The organism is Duganella sp. GW822-FHT06D06 (assembly GCF_058799615.1).
This window is the reverse complement of the sequence record NZ_JBXALQ010000037.1, coordinates 1-18,568: the sequence shown is the minus strand read 5'-3', so window position 1 is coordinate 18,568 and position 18,568 is coordinate 1. Positions and strand designations below refer to the sequence as shown.

Below are 18,568 nucleotides of genomic sequence, written 5' to 3'. Positions count from 1 at the left end.
GCCACCGCTTCGCTGGCCGCGCTGAGCACCGCCGGCATCGCCGCGCTGACCACCAACCAGGTCGTCGCGCTGACCTCGGCCCAGCTGAGCAGCATGGCTTCGGCCCAGGTTGCCGCGCTGAGCAGCAACGCCATCGGCGCCATCGAAACCGCCGACCTGTCGGGTCTGACCACCGCCAACGTCGCCGTGCTGCGCAGCGCACAGCTGGCCGGCCTGGCCACGGCGCAGGTAGCCGCGCTGTCGACCGGCCAGATCGCCGCGCTGAGCACCGCCGCCGTGTCCGGTTTGAGCACCAACCAGATCGTCGCGCTGACCACCGCCCAGGCAAGCTCGCTGAGCACCGCGCAAGTTGCCGCGCTGACGACCAACGCCGTCGCCGCGCTGGAGACCGCCGACCTGGCCGCCCTGTCGACCAACGCGATCACCGCGCTGAGCGCCAACCAGGTCAAGGCATTGACCACCAACCAGATCGTGGCCCTGAGCACCGCCGAAGCGGCCGCGCTGAGCACCGCGCAAGTGGTCGCCCTGTCGAGCAACGCGATTGCCGCGCTGGAAACGGCCGATCTGACGGCCATCAAGACGGCCGGCATCGCCGCGCTGAGCTCGGCGCAAGTGGCCGCGCTGACCACCGCCCAGGTCAACAACCTGGCCACCGCCTCGCTGGCCGCGCTGAGCACCGCCGGCATCGCCGCGCTGACCACCAGCCAGATCGTGGCGCTGACTTCGGCGCAACTGTCCTCGCTGGGCACCGCGCAAGTGGTGGCGCTGACCTCGGCCAGCATCGGCGCGATTGAAACGGCCGATCTGGGCGGACTGAGCACGGCAGACGTCGCCGCGCTGCGCTCCGCGCAGCTGACCGGCCTGGCCACCGCCCAGGTTGCCGCGCTGTCGACCGGACAGGTCGCCGCGTTGGCCACCTCGGCCTTCTCCAGCGGCCTGAGCACCTCGCAGATCAGCGCGCTGACCACCGCCCAGGCTGCATCGCTGAGCGTGGGCCAGGTCGCCGCCTTGTCGACCAATAACCTGGCCGCGCTGGCCACCGCCGCGCTGGCGGCTTTCACCACCCAGGAAATCGGCGCGCTGACCATCGGCCAACTGGGCGCGCTGAGCTCCGGCCAGGGCGTGGCGCTGACCTCGACCCAGGTCGCCGCCCTGACCACCGCCCAGGCGGTCGGCCTGTCGACCGCGGCGCTGGCCGCCCTCGACACCGCCGACCTGGTGGCGCTGAGCACGGCAGCTTTCGCCGCGCTGAGCACCAAGCAGATCGCTTCGCTGCGCACCGCTGAGATCGCCTCGCTGACCACCAACCAGGTGCATGCGATGACCTCGACGCAACTGCATGCGATGTCCTCGAGCCAGATCGGCGCGATGACCACCACGCAGACCCAGGCGTTGTCGTTCCTGACCCCGATCGCGCTGGACCTGAACGGCGACGGCGTGCAGACCACGGCGCTGGGCCAGGGCGTGCAGTTCGATTTGTTGGCCAACGGCAATAAAGTCAACACCGGCTGGACCGCCGGCGGCGACGGCCTGCTGGCCCTGGACCGCAACCATGACGGCGTGATCAACGACGGTGGCGAACTGTTCGGTTCGGGCACGACCCTGGCCAGCGGCCAGAAAGCGGCCAACGGCTACGAAGCGATGACGGAACTGGACACCAACGGCGACGGCAGCATCGACGCCAAGGACGGCGCCTTCGCCGACCTGCGGGTCTGGGTCGACGGCAACGCCGACGGCGTCAGCCAGTCCGGCGAGCTGAAATCGCTGGCCGACCTGGGCATTACCAAGCTCAACCTGGATGTCAAGGCGGGCAGCGCGGTCAACAATGGCAACATCCTGGGTCTGACCTCGACCTTCGAGACGGCCGACGGCGCCAGCCACGCGGCGGCCGACGTGTGGTTCGCCACCTCGCCGGCCAGCAACTTGAGCGGCAGCGTCAGCAACCTGGCACAGGCGATCTCGGCCTTCGGCGGCGGCGACGCCCCGGCGGCCACGGCGCCTAAGCTGGAACTCCAGCGCCAGGGCATGGGCGGCAGCGTGGCCCAGTTGGCCGACGCGCTCAAGCAGTTCGACGCCGACGGCAAGCCGCTGCTCGGCGCCGAAAGCCAGGCGGCCACCGACAGTGCGCTGCGTCTGAAAGCGTTGCAGTCGCAGGGCGGCCACGGCTTCCTGGCGGCGCCCGGCAAATAAGTTGCAGCAGGGCGGCGTCAGCCGGAAGTAGTGTCACGCGGCAGGGCTTAGGCCCTGCCGTTTGTCCCACGGCGTATGGTTTTTGGTGGCGATGGCCCGATTTTTGCATTGCACTGAGTAAACAAAAAAGCTTAATCCAACGCAAAAAACCGTCGCTTTGTACGTTCAGGGCGATGTTCTGCCGGCCTCTAGGCAGTGATTGACGGAAACTATGTGCTGGTCCATTACTATTGAAATGTTAACCGGAGGCAAAATCATGGCTGGCGTATCCTAAAGTTGCCTTCGATATTGACGTTAAGAACTAAAGTGCATGGTTTTGTGATGACCAGGCGCAAGTAAAACGCAAAGAAATCCAGTACCACCCAATTCAGATGGAGCCACGGGCAAGACCTGTTGGCTCCATCATCTGTCTGTATAGAACTGTGCAGTGCCCCAAGGAGAATGGAAATGAGCCTCGTAACTAGCATGAGTACCGACCAGATCGCAGCTCTGTCGACCCAAACCATTGCTGCCCTCGCCACTAGCGATATCGTAGCGCTCAATTCAGACCAGACCCGGGCATTGACGACCGACCAGGCAGTGGCCTTGACCACCAGCCAGATCGCCGCACTGAGCACCAAACAGATGTCCAACGGCTTGACGACCGACCAGATCGTCGCTTTGACCTCCAACCAGGTCGCCGTGCTGAGCTCGTCCCAGGTCAACGCCATGGCCACCGCCTACGTCGCCGCGCTGGAAACGGCCGACTTCGCCGCCTTGAAATCGAGCGCGATCGCCGGCCTCTCGACCGCCCAGCTGGCCGCGCTGACCACCGACCAGGTGGTGGCGCTGACCACCAGCCAGGCCAACGCGCTGAGCAGCGCCCAGGTCGCCGGCCTGAGCACCAACGATATCGTGGCCCTGGAAACGGCCGATGTGCTGGCATTGAAGACCGCCGCCATCGCCAGCCTCAGCACCGCCCAGATGGCGGCCCTGACCACCGACCAGGTGGGCGCGCTGTCGACGCTGCAGGTCGCCGCGCTGAGCACCGCCAACCTGGCGGCCGGCCTGACCACCGACCAGATCGTCGCGATGAGCTCCAACCAGCTGGGCACGCTGAGCACCGCCCAGTTCGGCGCGCTGGGCACCAGCGCCGTGGCCGCGATTGAAACGGCCGACCTGGCCGCACTGAAAACCAGCCTGATCGCATCGATCAAGTCGGCGCAACTGGCGGCCCTGACCACCGACCAGCTGTCGAACCTGACCACCACCCAGATTGCCGCGCTGACCACCGCCAGCATGACCGCGCTGAGCACCGACCAGGTCGTCGCGCTGACGAGCAACCAGGCCGCCGCGCTGACCTCGCAACAAATCGGCGCGCTGTCGACCAACGCCATCGCCGCGATTGAAACGGCCGACGTGGCCGCGCTCAAGACCGCCGTGATCGCCGGTTTGTCGACCGCCCAGGCCAAGGCCCTGACCACCGACCAGGTGGTGGCGCTGAGCGCCGGCCAGGTCGGCGCGCTGAGCAGCGGCCAGGTGGCCGCGCTGGGCACCGCCGCCCTCGCCGCGATTGAAACGGCCGACATCGGTTCGCTGAAGACCGCCGGCATCGCCGCCCTGAGCACCGCGCAAAGCGCCGCGCTGACCACCGACCAGATCGGCGCGCTGGGCACCGCCCAAGTGGCCGCCATGACCACCGCCAACCTGGCCGCCGGCCTGACCACCGACCAGATGGTCGCCTTCAGCTCGAACCAGCTGGGCGTGCTGAGCACCGCGCAATTCGGCGCCCTGACCACCGGCGACGTCGCCGCCATCGCCACCGCCAACATCGTCGGCCTGAAGACCAGCATCATCGCCTCGCTGAAGACGGCGCAACTGGCGGCGCTGACCACCGACCAGCTGTCCAACCTGACCACCGCGCAAGTGGCGGCCCTCACCACCGCCAACATCGCCGTGCTGAGCACCGACCAGGTGGTCGCGCTGACGTCCAGCCAGTTCGCCGCGCTGAGCTCGGCCCAGGTGAGCGCCTTCAGCACCAACGACATCGCCGCGATTGAAACGGCCGACATCGGCGCGCTGAAGTCCGCCGTGATCGCCGGCCTGACCAATAACCAGGCCAAGGCCCTGACGACCGACCAGGTCGTCGCGCTGAGCAGCAGCCAGATCAACGCGCTGACCAGCGGCCAGGTCGCCGCCATGAGCACCGAAGCCATCGCCGCCATCGAGACGGCCGACCTCGGCGCACTGAAAACGGCCGCCATCGGCGCCCTGACCACGGCGCAGACCGCCTCGCTGACCACCGACCAGATCGGCGCGCTGAGCACCGCGCAAGTGGCCGCCATGACCACCGCCAACCTGGCCTCGGGCCTGAGCACCGACCAGATCGTCGCCTTGAGCTCGAACCAGCTGGGCGCGCTGAGCACCGGCCAGTTCGGCGCCTTGTCGACCCAGGACATCGCCGCCATCGAGACCGCCGACATCGTCGGCCTGAAGACCAGCATCATCGCCGCGCTGAAGACGGCGCAACTGGTGGCGCTGACCACCGACCAGCTGTCCAACCTGACCACCGGCCAGATCGCCGCCATCACGTCGGCCAACATCGCCGCCCTGAGCACCGACCAGGTGGTCGCGCTGTCGTCCAACCAGATCGGCGCGCTGAGCTCGGCCCAGTTGAGCGCCTTCAGCACCAACGACGTCGCCGCGATTGAGACGGCCGACATCGGCGCGCTGAAATCGGCCGTGATCGCCGGCCTGAGCAGCAACCAGACCAAGGCCCTGACCACCGACCAGATCGTCGCCCTGAGCAGCAGCCAGATCGCCGCCTTGTCGAGCGCGCAAGTTGCCGGCCTGAGCACCGCCGCCATCGCCGCGATTGAAACGGCCGACCTCGGCGCGTTGAAGACCGCCGCCATCGGCGCCCTGAGCACCGCGCAGACCGCCGCGCTGACCACCGACCAGATCGGCGCGCTGAGCACCGCGCAAGTGGCCGCCATGACCACCGCCAACCTGGCCGCCGGCCTGAGCACCGACCAGGTCGTCGCGCTGAGCTCGAACCAGCTGGGCGCGCTGAGCACCGGCCAGTTCGGCGCCCTGACCACCGGCGACGTCGCCGCGATTTCCACCGCCAACATCGTCGGCCTGAAGACCAGCATCATCGCCTCGCTGAAGACGGCGCAACTGGCGGCGCTGACCACCGACCAGCTGTCCAACCTGACCACCGCGCAGGTGGTGGCCATCACCACCGCCAACATCGCCGTGCTGAGCACCGACCAGGTGGTCGCGCTGTCGTCCAACCAGTTCGGCGCGCTGAGCTCGGCCCAGATCAGCGCCTTCAGCACCAACGACATCGCCGCGATTGAAACGGCCGACATCGGCGCGCTGAAGTCCGCCGTGATCGCCGGCCTGACCAGCAGCCAGACCAAGGCCCTGACCACCGACCAGATCGTGGCCCTGAGCAGCAGCCAGATCGCTGCGCTGAGCAGCGCCCAGGTCGCCGCGCTGAGCACCGAAGCCGTCGCCGCCATCGAGACCGCCGACATCGCTGCGCTGAAGACGGCCGCCATCGGCGCCCTGAGCACCGCGCAGACCGCTTCGCTGACCACCGACCAGATCGGCGCGCTGAGCACCGCGCAAGTGGCCGCCATGACCACCGCCAACCTGGCCTCCGGCCTGAGCACCGACCAGATCGTCGCCTTGAGCTCGAACCAGCTGGGCGCCTTGAGCACCGGCCAGTTCGGCGCCCTGTCGACCCAGGACATCGCCGCCATCGAGACGGCCGACATCGTCGGCCTGAAGACCAGCATCATCGCCTCGCTGAAGACGGCACAACTGGCGGCGCTGACCACCGACCAGCTGTCCAACCTGACCACCGCGCAAGTGGCGGCCATCACCACCGCCAACGTCGCGGCGCTGACCACCGACCAGGTGGTCGCGCTGTCGTCCAACCAGTTCGGCGCGCTGAGCTCGGCCCAGCTGAGCGCCTTCAGCACCAACGACATCGCCGCGATTGAAACGGCCGACATCGGCGCGCTGAAATCGGCCGTGATCGCCGGCCTGAGCAGCAACCAGACCAAGGCCCTGACCACCGACCAGATCGTCGCACTGAGCAGCAGCCAGATCGCCGCCTTGTCGAGCGCGCAAGTCGCCGGCCTGAGCACCGGCGCCATCGCCGCCATCGAGACCGCCGACCTCGGCGCGCTGAAGACGGCCGCCATCGGCGCCCTGAGCACCGCGCAGACCGCCTCGCTGACCACCGACCAGATCGGCGCGCTGAGCACCGCGCAAGTGGCCGCCATGACCACCGCCAACCTGGCCTCGGGCCTGAGCACCGACCAGATCGTCGCCTTGAGCTCGAACCAGCTGGGCGCGCTGAGCACCGGCCAGTTCGGCGCCCTGTCGACCCAGGATATCGCCGCCATCGAGACCGCCGACATCGTCGGCCTGAAGACCAGCATCATCGCCTCGCTGAAGACGGCGCAACTGGCGGCGCTGACCACCGACCAGCTGTCCAACCTGACCACCGCGCAAGTGGCGGCCATCACCACCGCCAACATCGCGGCGCTGAGCACCGACCAGGTGGTCGCGCTGTCGTCCAACCAGTTCGGCGCGCTGAGCTCGGCCCAGCTGAGCGCCTTCAGCACCAACGATATCGCCGCGATTGAAACGGCCGACATCGGCGCGCTGAAATCGGCCGTGATCGCCGGCCTGAGCAGCAACCAGACCAAGGCCCTGACCACCGACCAGATCGTCGCACTGAGCAGCAGCCAGATCGCCGCCTTGTCGAGCGCGCAAGTTGCCGGCCTGAGCACCGGCGCCATCGCCGCCATCGAGACCGCCGACCTCGGCGCGCTGAAGACGGCCGCCATCGGCGCCCTGAGCACCGCGCAGACCGCCGCGCTGACCACCGACCAGATCGGCGCGCTGAGCACCGCGCAAGTGGCCGCCATGACCACCGCCAACCTGGCCTCGGGCCTGAGCACCGACCAGATCGTCGCCTTGAGCTCGAACCAGCTGGGCGCCTTGAGCACCGGCCAGTTCGGCGCCCTGTCGACCCAGGACATCGCCGCCATCGAGACGGCCGACATCGTCGGCCTGAAGACCAGCATCATCGCCTCGCTGAAGACGGCGCAACTGGCGGCGCTGACCACCGACCAGCTGTCCAACCTGACCACCGCGCAAGTGGCGGCGATCACCACCGCCAACATCGCGGCGCTGACCACCGACCAGGTGGTCGCGCTGTCGTCCAGCCAGTTCGGCGCGTTGAGCTCGGCCCAGGTGAGCGCCTTCAGCACCAACGATATCGCCGCGATTGAAACGGCCGACATCGGTGCGCTGAAATCGGCGGTCATCGCCGGCCTGAGCAGCAGCCAGACCAAGGCCCTGACCACCGACCAGATCGTCGCCCTGAGCAGCAGCCAGATCAGCGCATTGTCGAGCGCGCAAGTCGCCGGCCTGAGCACCGGCGCCATCGCCGCCATCGAGACCGCCGACATCGGCGCGCTGAAGACGGCCGCCATCGGCGCCCTGAGCACCGCGCAGACCGCCGCGCTGACCACCGACCAGATCGGCGCGCTGAGCACCGCGCAAGTGGCCGCCATGACCACCGCCAACCTGGCCGCCGGCCTGAGCACCGACCAGATCGTCGCCTTGAGCTCGAACCAGCTGGGCGCCTTGAGCACCGGCCAGTTCGGCGCCCTGTCGACCCAGGACATCGCCGCCATCGAGACCGCCGACATCGTCGGCCTGAAGACCAGCATCATCGCCTCGCTGAAGACGGCGCAACTGGCGGCGCTGACCACCGACCAGCTGTCCAACCTGACCACCGCGCAGGTGGCGGCGATCACCACCGCCAACATCGCGGCGCTGACCACCGACCAGGTCGTCGCGCTGTCGTCCAACCAGTTCGGCGCGCTGAGCTCGGCCCAGATCAGCGCCTTCAGCACCAACGACATCGCCGCGATTGAAACGGCCGACATCGGCGCGCTGAAGTCCGCCGTGATCGCCGGCCTGACCAGCAGCCAGACCAAGGCCCTGACCACCGACCAGATCGTGGCCCTGAGCAGCAGCCAGATCGCCGCGCTGAGCAGCGGCCAGGTCGCCGCGCTGAGCACCGAAGCCGTCGCCGCCATCGAGACCGCCGACATCGGTGCGCTGAAGACGGCCGCCATCGGCGCCATGACCACCGCGCAGACCGCCGCGCTGACCACCGACCAGATCGGCGCGCTGAGCACCGCGCAAGTGGCCGCCATGACCACCGCCAACCTGGCCTCGGGCCTGAGCACCGACCAGATCGTCGCCTTGAGCTCGAACCAGCTGGGCGCGCTGAGCACCGGCCAGTTCGGCGCCCTGTCGACCCAGGACATCGCCGCCATCGAGACCGCCGACATCGTCGGCCTGAAGACCAGCATCATCGCCGCGCTGAAGACGGCGCAACTGGCGGCGCTGACCACCGACCAGCTGTCCAACCTGACCACCGCGCAAGTGGCGGCGATCACCACCGCCAACGTCGCGGCGCTGACCACCGACCAGGTGGTCGCGCTGTCGTCCAACCAGTTCGGCGCGCTGAGCTCGGCCCAGGTGAGCGCCTTCAGCACCAACGATATCGCCGCGATCGAAACGGCCGACATCGGCGCGCTGAAATCGGCGGTGATCGCCGGCCTGAGCAGCAACCAGGCCAAGGCCCTGACCACCGACCAGATCGTCGCGCTGAGCAGCAGCCAGATCGCCGCCTTGTCGAGCGCGCAAGTCGCCGGCCTGAGCACCGGCGCCATCGCCGCCATCGAGACCGCCGACCTCGGCGCGCTGAAGACGGCCGCCATCGGCGCCCTGAGCACCGCGCAGACCGCTTCGCTGACCACCGATCAGATCGGCGCGCTGAGCACCGCGCAAGTGGCCGCCATGACCACCGCCAACCTGGCCTCCGGCCTGAGCACCGACCAGATCGTCGCCTTGAGCTCGAACCAGCTGGGCGCCTTGAGCACCGGCCAGTTCGGCGCCCTGTCGACCCAGGACATCGCCGCCATCGAGACGGCCGACATCGTCGGCCTGAAGACCAGCATCATCGCCGCGCTGAAGACGGCGCAACTGGCGGCGCTGACCACCGACCAGCTGTCCAACCTGACCACCGCGCAAGTGGCGGCGATCACCACCGCCAACGTCGCGGCGCTGACCACCGACCAGGTCGTCGCGCTGTCGTCCAACCAGTTCGGCGCGCTGAGCTCGGCCCAGGTGAGCGCCTTCAGCACCAACGATATCGCCGCGATCGAAACGGCCGACATCGGCGCGCTGAAAACCGCCGTCATCGCCGGCCTGAGCACCAACCAGGCCAAGGCCCTGACGACCGACCAGATCGTCGCCTTCAGCAGCGTCCAGATCGGTGGCCTGAGCAGCGCTCAAGTCGCCGCGCTGGGCACCGCGTCGATCGCCGCGATCGAGACGGCCGACCTCGGCGCGTTGAAGACCGCCGCCATCGGCGCCCTGAGCACCGCGCAGACCGCCGCGCTGACCACCGACCAGATCGGCGCGCTGAGCACCGCGCAAGTGGCCGCCATGACCACCGCCAACCTGGCCGCCGGCCTCAGCACCGACCAGGTCGTCGCCTTGAGCTCGAACCAGCTGGGCGCGCTGAGCTCCAACCAGTTCGGCGCCCTGACCACCGGCGATATCGCCGCCATCGAAACGGCGGACATCGTCGGCCTGAAGACCGCCATCATCGCCTCGCTGAAGACGGCGCAACTGGCGGCGCTGACCACCGACCAGCTGACGGCGCTGAGCACCGCGCAGGTGGCGGCGATCACCACCGCCAACGTCGCGGCGCTGACCACCGACCAGGTCGTCGCGCTGTCGTCCAACCAGATCGGCGCACTGAGCTCGGCCCAGCTGAGCGCCTTCAGCACCAACGACATCGCCGCGATCGAAACGGCCGATATCGGCGGACTGAAAACCGCGGCGATCGCCGGCCTGAGCACCAACCAGGCCGCGGCGCTGACCACCGACCAGGTGGTGGCGCTGAGCGCGACCCAGGTCGGCGCCCTGACCAGCGCGCAAGTGGCTGGCCTGAGCACCGGCGCCATCGCCGCCATCGAAACGGCCGACCTCGGTTCGCTGAAGACCGCCGCCATCAGCGGCCTGCGCAGCGCCCAGCTGGCCGCGTTGACGACCGACCAGGTCGGCGCGCTGTCGACCGCCCAGATCGCCTCGCTGACCACCGCCAACCTGGCCAGCGGCCTGACCACCGATCAAGTGGTGGCGCTGTCGTCGACCCAGCTCGGTTCGCTGAGCACGGCGCAAGTGAACGCGCTGAGCACCGGCGCCATCGCCGCCATCGAAACCGGCGACATCGGCGCGCTGAAGACCAGCGTCATCAATTCGCTGAAAACGGCCCAGCTGGCGGCGCTGACCACCGACCAGGTGGTGGCGCTGAGCACCGCCCAGGTCGCCGCGCTGAGCACCGCCAACCTGGCCGCCGGCCTGAGCACCGACCAGGTTGTCGCGCTGAGCTCGACGCAGGTCGGCGTGCTGAGCACCGCCCAGGTGGCCGCCCTGGCGACCGCCGCGATCGCCGCGCTGGGCACCGAGGACATGGCCGCGCTGAAGACTTCGATCATCGCCTCGCTGCAGACCGCGCAGCTCGGCGCGCTGACGACCGACCAGATCGTGGCGCTGTCGAGCCAGCAGATGCAAGCGTTGACGACCAGCCAGATCAAGGCGCTGTCGACCAACCAGCTGGTGGCCATCGAGACGGCCGACCTGGTGGGCCTGAAGACTTCCGCGATCGCCGCGCTGAGCACCGCGCAGCTGAGCAGCCTGACGACCGACCAGATCCACTCGCTGACCACCGCGCAGGTGTGCGCCATCACCAGCGCCCAGGTGCCTGGCATGACGACCGACCAGATCGCGGCACTGCCTTCGCCGCTGGGTACGCCGATCGTGCTGGACCTGAACGGCAACGGCATCAACACCCTGGGCCTGGCGGCCGGCGTGAACTTCGACCTGCTGGCGAACGGCAGCAAGGTCAACACCGGCTGGGTGGGCGGCGGCGACGGCCTGCTGGCCCTGGATCGCAACGGCGACGGCGTGATCAACGACGGTAGCGAGCTGTTCGGTTCCGGCACCACGCTGGCCAACGGCCAGAAAGCCACCAACGGCTACACCGCGTTGGGCGAGCTCGACACCACCGGCGACGGCGTGGTCGACGCCAAGGACAGCGCCTTCGGCGACCTGCGGGTCTGGGTCGACGGCAACGCCGACGGCGTCAGCCAGGCCGACGAGCTGAAATCGCTGGCCGACCTCGGCATCACCAAGCTGAACCTGGATGCGAAACAGAACGCGTCGCTCAACAACGGCAACATTGTGGGCATCACGTCGACCTTCGAAACCAGCGACGGCGCCAGCCACGCAGCGGCGGACGTCTGGTTCCAGATGGGCAGCACGGCGGCGACCAGCCTGAGCTCCTCGGTCAGCGACCTGTCGGCGGCGATGTCGAGCTTCAACGCGGCGGCGACGACGGCGAGCGGCAGCGCCAAGCTGGAAGTGCCGAACAGCGTCAACACGGCAGTGGCCGCGATGGCGGACGCGATCAGCAATTACGACAACAAGCTGAGCGCGACCGGCAACGCCGCCGCCACCGACGATGTGCTGCGACTGAAAGCGCTGCAGGGCGGCAACCACAGCGGCTTCCTGGCTGCCAAGTAATCAGCTTCCGATCAGGAAGTAAGGACGGCAAGACCCACGGGTCTTGCCGTTTTTTTTTGAGCCGGGGAACAGGGTGGTAAACCGGGCGGTATTTCAGCAACACAAAACCCTCCGCCAGGCACTGCACTAGGTTAGAATCCGAAGGCTGGCTCGATAGTGCGCCAATGCAAGTTTTAACCTTGATCAGGCTTATGCACGATAAATTTCCCCATACCGCGATACAGTGTCTGACGGCCATCGCGCAGCATCACGGTTTGCAAATCAATCCGGAACGTCTGATCGACGACTACGCGCTGCGCGCGGAGGAGCCGGGCAACGGCGCGCTGCTGCGGATCGCCTCCGACATCGGCCTCAAGGCCAAGGCCGACCGCCTGACCTGGTCGCGCCTGATGGCCCAGGGCGGCGTGTTCCCGCTGATGGCGCGCCTGAACGACGGCAATATGGTGATCGTGGTCGGCGTCAAGCCGGGCGCCGACGCCGCCGGCGCCGAGGACACCGTCGCCGTGCTCAACCCGGCCAGCGCCAACGCCGCCGTGGTGATGGTGGCGCGCAGCGAGTTCGAACGGCGCTGGGGCGGCGAGGTGCTGTTCATCAAACGCCAGCACAAGCTGTCCGACCCCAACCAGCCGTTCGGCCTGCGCTGGTTCATTCCCGAGATCCTCAAGCAGAAGGCCGCGTTCCGCGACATCTTCATCGCCGCCATCGCCATGCAGCTGCTGGCGCTGGCCTCGCCGGTGTTCTTCCAGCTGGTGATCGACAAGGTGCTCACCCACCAGAGCGTGACCACCCTGCAGGTGCTGGGCGTGGGCATCGTCGCCGCGCTGGTGTTCGACGCCACCTTCGGCTTCCTGCGCCAGACGCTGACCCTGGCCGCTTCCAACAAGATCGACATGCGGCTGACGCGGCGCGTGTTCGGCCACCTGCTGTCGCTGCCGATCGACTTCTTCGAGACCACCAGCGCCGGCGTGGTCACGCGCCACATGCAGCAGCTGGAAAAGATCCGCAACTTCCTCACCGGCCGCCTGTTCTTCACCGGCCTGGACCTGATCGCGCTGGTGGTGTTCGTGCCCATCCTGTTCAGCTATTCGTTCAAGCTGGCGATGATCGTGCTGCTGTTCGCCGGGCTGATCGCCTGCGTGGTGATGGCCATGGTGCCGACCTTCCAGCGCCGCCTCAACGCGCTGTACGCGGCCGAGGGCCAGCGCCAGGGCATGCTGGTGGAGACCATCCACGGCATGCGCACCGTCAAGGCGCTGGCGATCGAACCGTCGCAGCGCCGCATCTGGGACCAGCGCTCGGCCGAGGCGATCACCATGCACTTCCGGGTCGGCCAGATCTCGATCGCCGGCAACGCCGTCACCGACTTCCTCGGCAAGCTGCTGCCGGTCACGCTGATCGTGGTGGGCGCCGCCGACGTGTTCGACAGCACCCTGTCGGTGGGCGCGCTGATCGCCTTCCAGATGTTGTCGGGCCGGGTCACCCAACCCTTGATTTCGATCGTCGGCCTGGTCAACGAATACCAGGAAACCGCGCTGTCGGTGCGCATGCTGGGCGAGGTGATGAACCGCGCGCCGGAAGGCCGCGCCGGCGCCAACGGCCTGCGTCCCATCCTGCAGGGCGAGATCCGCTTCGACGACGTCACCTTCCGCTATCCGGGCGCGCAGGCGATGGCGCTGGACAAGGCCCGCTTCACCATCGAGCCGGGCACGGTGGTCGGCATCGTCGGCCGCTCCGGCTCCGGCAAGACCACCTTGACCAAGCTGATCCAGGGCCTCTATCCGGTGCAGGAGGGCATCGTCCGCTTCGACGGCATCGACGCCCGCGAGATCGAGCTGTCGCACCTGCGGCGCCAGATCGGCGTGGTGTTGCAGGAAAACTTCCTGTTCCGCGGCACCGTGCGCGAAAACCTGTCCGTCACCAAGCCGGACGCCACCTTCGAGGAACTGGTGGAAGCGGCCGCCGCCGCCGGCGCCGACGAGTTCATCGAGCGCCTGCCGATGGGCTACGACACCATACTGGAAGAGAACGCCTCCAACCTGTCCGGCGGCCAGAAGCAGCGGCTGTCGATCGCCCGCACCCTGGTGGCCAAGCCGCGCATCCTGATCCTCGATGAAGCGGCCTCGGCGCTGGACCCGGAGTCCGAAGCCATCTTCATCAACAACCTGTCGAAGATCGCGGTCGGCCGCACGGTGGTGATGATCTCGCACCGCCTGTCGACCCTGGTCAACGCCGACAAGATCATGGTCATGCAACAGGGCCGGCTGGTGGACGCCGGCCGCCACGAAGAACTGCTCACTAGTAGCGACACCTATCTGCACCTATGGAACCAGCAAACAAGTCACCTCTAAGCTTCAAGCGCCGCCGCAAGGACGAGACCGAGATCGAGTTCCTGCCCGATGCGGACGCCATCGAGCGCGGCCCGCTGCCGAAGTTCGTGCGCCTCACGCTGCACGTGCTGATCGGCGCGTTCGTGTTCTTCATCCTGTGGGCCTGTTTCTCGCCGGTGGAAAAGATCGTCGTCGCCCACGGCCGCCTGGTCAATCCGCTGCCCAACATCGTGGTGCAGCCGCTCGACACCTCGATCATCCAGAGCATCGACGTGCGGGTCGGCCAGGTGGTGAAAAAAGGCCAGCTGCTGGCCAGGCTGGACCCGACCTTCACCGCCGCCGACGAGCAGCAGCTGCGGGTGCGGCTCGACAGCCTGGACACCCAGACCGCCGGCCTGCGCGCCGAGCTGGCCGGCCAGCCGGGCGCCGTCACCAACGGCAAATCGAACGCCGATACGCTGCTGCAGGCGCAGCTGTCGAATGAGCGCAAGGGCAATTTCGAGGCGCAGAAGACCAAGATGGACCAGAACATCGCGCGCCTCAAGGCCGGCCTGGAAACCAACAAGCACGATCAGGTGATCCTGGCCCTGCGCGTGAAATCGCTGCGCGAAGTCGAGGCCATGCAGGAGCAGCTGATGGCCGAGCAGTTCGGCGCCAAGATGCATCTGCTGGAGGCGCGCAACCGCCGCCTCGAAGTCGAGCGCGACATGGACCTGCAGCGCAACAAGGCGATCGAGATGGCCAGCGAGCTGGCGTCGGCGCAGGCCGAGCGCGCCGCCTTCGACAAGAGCTGGCGGCAGAAGACCATGGAAGACCTGCTGAGCGCCACGCGCGACCGCGACGGCATCAACGAGCAGCTGGCCAAGGCCGACAAGCGCCACAAGGCGATCAACATGGTGGCGCCGGCCGACGGCGTGGTGCTGGAGATCGGCAAGCTGTCGGTCGGCTCCATCGTGCGCGAGGCCGAGCCCCTGTTCACGCTGGTGCCGCTGGGCGCCGAGCTGGAGGCGGAAGTGCAGATCGATTCGCTCGACATCGGCTACATCAAGCCGGGCGCGCCGGTGCACCTGAAGGTCGACGCCTTCTCGTTCCAGCAGCACGGCATGTTGGACGGCAAGGTGCGCACCATCAGCCAGGACGCCTTCAAGCGCGAACAGAGCGACAAGAACGGCGGCGGGCTGGACGCCTATTACCTGAGCCGGATTCCCTACACGGGCAAGCTGAAGAAGATGACCCCGGGCGCGCAGCTGCTGCCGGGCATGACCTTGTCGGCCGAGATCGTGGTCGGCCACCGCACCGTGATGTCCTACCTGCTGTACCCGCTGACCCGGGCGCTGGACGAATCGATCCGCGAACCGTAACGAATTTCGCCGGCGCCGGCCTGCCGGCTAGGCGGCGTGGTGGAACAGCGCCAGGCCGGTGGCCAGGTCGGTGGCCGGCCGCCAGCCGGGCAAGGCCTGGTAGGTGCGCCAGGGAACCATCACTTCGCGCTCGCGGTAGGGGCGGCCGCCCCAGTCGATCGCCAGCGGCTTGCCGCTGACCTGCGCATACAGCGCGGCGAGTTCGCGCAACGGCAGCGCATGGCCGCTGGAGACGCCGTACTCCTCCATGGCGTTTTGCTGGCGGCCGTCGGCCAGCCGTTCATAGGCGGTGACGAAGGCCTGCACCGCGTCGTCGATATACACCAGGTCCATCAGCTGCCCGCCCGGCGACATGCCCAGCGAGCTGCCTTCCAGCGCCACGCGCTTGAGCAAATTCAGCACCTTGGGCCGCGGATCGCCGGCGCCGTAGGTATCGAACAATTTCAGCGTCACCACCCGCAGGCCGTGCACTTCGACGTAGTAGCGCAGCAGCGCGCCGAAGGCCTGCTTGGTGGCGGCGTACAGGCAGACCGGGTTGTACGCCTGGTCCTCGTAGTGTTCCCACGAAGTGCCGGTGTTGACCAGGCGGCGCACGCCGCAGGCGGCCATCGCTTCGGCCAGCTGGGTCGAGAACAGCAGGTTGGACTGGATCAGGCGCGTCACATCCTCCGGCTTGTGCGTGGCCAGGAACAGCGAGGCCAGGTGGAACACGGCTTCCGGCGCGGCGGCGCGCATGATGTCGATCAGTTGCAGCGTGTCGCCGTGGTGGCGGTGCAGATGCAACCGTTCGCTCTCCGGCGGCAGGCCGGCGGTCGACGAGCCTTCGCGCAGCAGCAGGTGCACCTGCCAGCCATCGGCCAGCAGGCGGCGCGTCAGCGCGGCGCCGACAAAGCCGCTGGCGCCGGTCAGCAGGGCGCGGCGCGCGCTCATGGCTGGCCGCCGTCAAACACGAACGGCGTGTCGAAATCGGCCAGCGCGCCGAACTGGCGGTCGCGCGCCGAGATGATCGGATCCTTGAGCGGCCAGTCGATGCCGACCTTGTCCCATGCCAGCCCGGCGTCGTGGGCCGGGGCGTAGGTGGTGGTGACCTTGTAGACCATCATCGCCGGTTCCTTCGGCGTGCAGAAGCCGTGGGCCAGGCCGCGCGGCAGGTACAGCATGTGGCCGTTGGCGGCGCTCAGTTCCAGCATCAGGTTGTGGCCGTAGGTGGGCGAGCCGCGCCGCAAATCCAGCGCCGCGTCCATCACCGAGCCCTGCACGCAATACACCAGCTTGGCGTGGTCGTGCGGCGGGGTCTGGAAGTGCAGGCCGCGCACCACGTTCAGATGCGACGCCGAGTAGTATTCCTCGGCATAGTCGGTGGCCAGGCCGTGCTGGCGGAAGATCTCTTCGTGGAACACCTTGACGAAGCTGCCGCGCTCGTCGCGACGGATGTCCGGGATGATCAGGAAGCAACCGGCGATGTCGGTGGGGACGATTTTCATGGGGTTGTTCAGTGTCAGGGACGTGGAAGTTTGGCGTCGAGCAGCACCAGCGGGCGCGCGATCACCTGGTCGGCGCCCCACGCGAGGATGTGCTTGGCCAGCAGGAAGGCTTGCAGCCGCTCGCAGCAGAATGCCATGCTGCGCGCCAGATAGCCTTCGCGCTCGATGTGATGAATGCGATAGTAGCGCGACATCACCAGTTCCAGCGCGTGCACGATCTCGACGAACCAGCTGACCGGGATGTAGGCCACGGTCGGCGCCGGGATGAAGGTATTGCCGCTCAGAAAATTGGCGGCCTCGTGATCGGTGATGACGCCGCAATCGATGGCGTCGCCGAAGAAGGTCAGCAAATCGCGCAGCACGCAGCTGGACTGGTATTGCTGCATGATGGAGCCGGCGAACGTCACCGCGATCGGCACGATCGGCGTCTTGCCGTCGGCGTAGAAGTGTTCGGGCCGGACCTGGGCCAGCACGTCCGGATGGGCATGGTAGTTGAAGCCCGCCAGCGTACCGACCGGGTCGGTCAGCGCGAAACGGCGATAGTGGCAGAAACCGACAAAGCCATCGGCCTTGCTGGCGATCAGCATGCGGCGGATTTCAAACAGCGCCAGGTACTCGCCGAGGTAGCGATTGCGCAGCGCCTGCTCGGGCGTGAGCAGCTTGCTCATCGCCAGGCCGGACTCCGGCACGTAGTCGCCGGAGCCCAGCATGGTCATAAAGTCGGGCATCTTCCAGTCGAAAGGCGCGTGGGCAATGCAGTAGTAGAGCGGTGTATCGTTCATCACGCGGGCATGGCTTTGATCAGGTAATGGGAAGGCTGGACATCGTCCACCAGTGCGTCCAGCGGCACGCCGGCCAGCGCGGCGCGCTGCTGCAGCGCATCGGCCACGGCCGGCGGCAACGGCGCAGGATTGAGCATGACGCCGTTGACGACGCGGAAGCCGTGTTGGTCGAACAGGGCCAGGATGCCGTCTATGCCCAGGTGCTGGCGCGGCCGCGCGGCCGGCGCATTCCAGTAGCGGGCATTGGCGATGCGGGCGACGATGCAGGCGTCGTACTGGATCACTTTGCGTACCTGCGTCAGCACCTTGCCGGGCGCCTGGAATTGCTCCAGCGTGCCGTCGAAGATCCAGCCATCGGCCCACTCCAGTTGTTTGTAGAAGGTGTCGCCGGCCTGTTCCAGGTCGACCTGGTGCACGCGGTCGGCGTACTCGCGCGCCTGCTGGGCCTGCGCGGTGTCGGCGTCCGTCACCAGCCACGAGGTGGCCGGATAGTTGGCGCGGTACTTGCGCGCCAGCGCGCCGTCGGTGGCGCCGGCCTGCACCAGCAGACGGGCGTTCTGCGGCAGCGTCGACAGGTAGGGGCCGAGGTAGGGCAGGGTGGAGGATTCCGGCAAACTCATGGCGGCCTTTAGAAGTTCACGCCAAAGAAGGCTTCGAGCTTGTCGACCGCGAAGTCCAGCATCTCGCGGGTCAGGCCGGGGAACACGCCGATCCAGAAGGTGTCGTTCATCACGCGGTCGGTGTTGGTC

The 18,568-nt window shown here is 67.7% G+C and carries 8 protein-coding genes; 4 read left to right on the top strand and 4 right to left on the bottom strand.

The window, feature by feature from the left end; translation table 11 throughout:
• The 4 genes from AC1RMD_RS30815 to AC1RMD_RS30800 form a co-directional block, all read left to right on the top strand.
• On the top strand, positions 1–2,190 hold a 2,190-nt coding region (locus AC1RMD_RS30815), incomplete at its 5' end, for an SPM autocatalytic domain-containing protein (protein ID WP_492932614.1).
• A 447-nt stretch (positions 2,191–2,637) separates the two neighbouring features.
• Positions 2,638–11,865, top strand: a complete 9,228-nt coding sequence (locus AC1RMD_RS30810) for an SPM autocatalytic domain-containing protein (RefSeq protein ID WP_492932612.1) — start codon at positions 2,638–2,640, stop codon at positions 11,863–11,865.
• Positions 11,866–12,056: 191 nt separating this feature from the next.
• Positions 12,057–14,213: a peptidase domain-containing ABC transporter gene (locus AC1RMD_RS30805; protein WP_492932610.1), complete on the top strand. Its 2,157-nt coding sequence runs from the start codon at positions 12,057–12,059 to the stop codon at positions 14,211–14,213.
• Complete coding sequence (locus AC1RMD_RS30800; protein ID WP_492932608.1) at positions 14,186–15,553, top strand: HlyD family type I secretion periplasmic adaptor subunit; 1,368 nt, start codon at positions 14,186–14,188, stop codon at positions 15,551–15,553. Before AC1RMD_RS30805 ends, AC1RMD_RS30800 begins: the two co-directional genes overlap by 28 nt.
• 27 nt (positions 15,554–15,580) lie before the next feature.
• Here the strand turns inward: AC1RMD_RS30800 and AC1RMD_RS30795 are convergent, their stop codons facing one another.
• Genes AC1RMD_RS30795 through AC1RMD_RS30780 form a run of 4 tightly spaced genes read right to left on the bottom strand, consistent with a single transcriptional unit; the run spans position 15,581 to position 18,439 of the window.
• Positions 15,581–16,483, bottom strand: a complete 903-nt coding sequence (locus AC1RMD_RS30795) for an NAD-dependent epimerase/dehydratase family protein (protein ID WP_492932606.1) — start codon at positions 16,481–16,483, stop codon at positions 15,581–15,583.
• Positions 16,480–17,037: a dTDP-4-dehydrorhamnose 3,5-epimerase gene (gene rfbC, locus AC1RMD_RS30790; RefSeq protein WP_492932604.1), complete on the bottom strand. Its 558-nt coding sequence runs from the start codon at positions 17,035–17,037 to the stop codon at positions 16,480–16,482. Before rfbC ends, AC1RMD_RS30795 begins: the two co-directional genes overlap by 4 nt.
• Positions 17,038–17,051: 14 nt before the next feature.
• Entirely contained in the window at positions 17,052–17,819 is a 768-nt protein-coding gene (locus tag AC1RMD_RS30785; RefSeq protein WP_492932602.1) for a hypothetical protein, read from the bottom strand.
• On the bottom strand, positions 17,819–18,439 hold the full coding sequence (locus AC1RMD_RS30780; protein ID WP_492932600.1) for a hypothetical protein: 621 nt from the start codon (positions 18,437–18,439) through the stop codon (positions 17,819–17,821). The genes AC1RMD_RS30785 and AC1RMD_RS30780 overlap by 1 nt, the downstream gene beginning before the upstream one ends.
• Between the last annotated feature and the right edge of the window lie 129 nt (positions 18,440–18,568).

Coding starts and splice junctions, on each gene's coding strand:
- rfbC (WP_492932604.1), bottom strand. CDS start 17,037: ATGAAAATCGTCCCCACCGACATCGCCGGTTGCTTCCTGATCATCCCG.
- AC1RMD_RS30800 (WP_492932608.1), top strand. CDS start 14,186: ATGGAACCAGCAAACAAGTCACCTCTAAGCTTCAAGCGCCGCCGCAAG.
- AC1RMD_RS30785 (WP_492932602.1), bottom strand. CDS start 17,819: ATGAACGATACACCGCTCTACTACTGCATTGCCCACGCGCCTTTCGAC.
- AC1RMD_RS30795 (WP_492932606.1), bottom strand. CDS start 16,483: ATGAGCGCGCGCCGCGCCCTGCTGACCGGCGCCAGCGGCTTTGTCGGC.
- AC1RMD_RS30810 (WP_492932612.1), top strand. CDS start 2,638: ATGAGCCTCGTAACTAGCATGAGTACCGACCAGATCGCAGCTCTGTCG.
- AC1RMD_RS30780 (WP_492932600.1), bottom strand. CDS start 18,439: ATGAGTTTGCCGGAATCCTCCACCCTGCCCTACCTCGGCCCCTACCTG.
- AC1RMD_RS30805 (WP_492932610.1), top strand. CDS start 12,057: ATGCACGATAAATTTCCCCATACCGCGATACAGTGTCTGACGGCCATC.